At 66.0% G+C, this 932-nt stretch carries 1 protein-coding gene; it reads right to left on the reverse strand.

Annotated features, from left to right (window positions below; genetic code table 11):
• Positions 1-932, reverse strand: a 932-nt coding sequence (locus tag KN815_RS18135; RefSeq protein ID WP_253209063.1) for a helix-hairpin-helix domain-containing protein, incomplete at both ends; no start/stop codon positions are given.

The following is a 932-nucleotide window of genomic DNA, read 5'->3' on the forward strand; positions in this document are numbered from 1 at the left end:
CGGGCACTCAGGTCGGGGACCGCCAGTTCCATCCCCACCAGCCGGGGCACGTCCTCGCGTCTGTCGAGGCGGCCCTTGACGAACACCACCGTGTCCTCGACGAGCTGGGCCGACACCAACTGATAGGTGGCGGGGAAGAACATGCACTCGATGGAGCCGGCCAGGTCCTCCACGGTGGCGATGGCCCAGGGGTTGCCCTGTTTGGTCATCTTGCGCTGTAGACCGGAGATGATGCCGCCCACCGTGACGACCGCGCCGTCCGCGAAGTCACCGCCGGTGAGCTGCGCGACGGTGGCGTCCGCCGTACCGGCCAGCAGCCGCTCCAGACCGAGGAGCGGATGGTCGGAGACGTAGAGACCGAGCATCTCCCGCTCCTGGGCGAGCAGATACGGCTTGTCCCACTCCTCGTCCGAGAACTCTACGTCGAGGCCGAAGCCCGGCCCCTCGCCGTCCCCGCTGTCCCCGGCCATGCCGCCGAAGAGGTCGAACTGCCCCTCGGCCTCCTTGCGCTTGACCGCGACCACATTGTCGATCAGCGCCTCGTAGTGCGCCGTGAGCCCCTTGCGGGTGTGGCCCATCTCGTCGAAGGCGCCCGCCTTGATCAGCGATTCGGTGGTGCGCTTGTTGCACACGACCGCCTCGACCTTGTCCAGGTAGTCCGGGAACGAGCCGTACTTCCCCTTGGCCTTACGGCCGCGGATGATCGCTTCCACCACGTTCTGGCCCACGTTCCGGACCGCCGTGAGACCGAAGAGGATCACATCATCACCCTGAGCGGTGAAGTTGGCCTCGGACTCATTGACGTTCGGCGGCAGCACCTTGATGCCCATACGACGGCACTCGTTCAGATAGACCGCCGACTTGTCCTTGTCGTCACGGACCGAGGTGAGCAGCGCCGCCATGTACTCGGCGGGGTAGTTGGCCTTGAGATA

Source organism: Streptomyces niphimycinicus, from assembly GCF_018883605.1.
Classification (GTDB): domain Bacteria; phylum Actinomycetota; class Actinomycetes; order Streptomycetales; family Streptomycetaceae; genus Streptomyces; species Streptomyces niphimycinicus.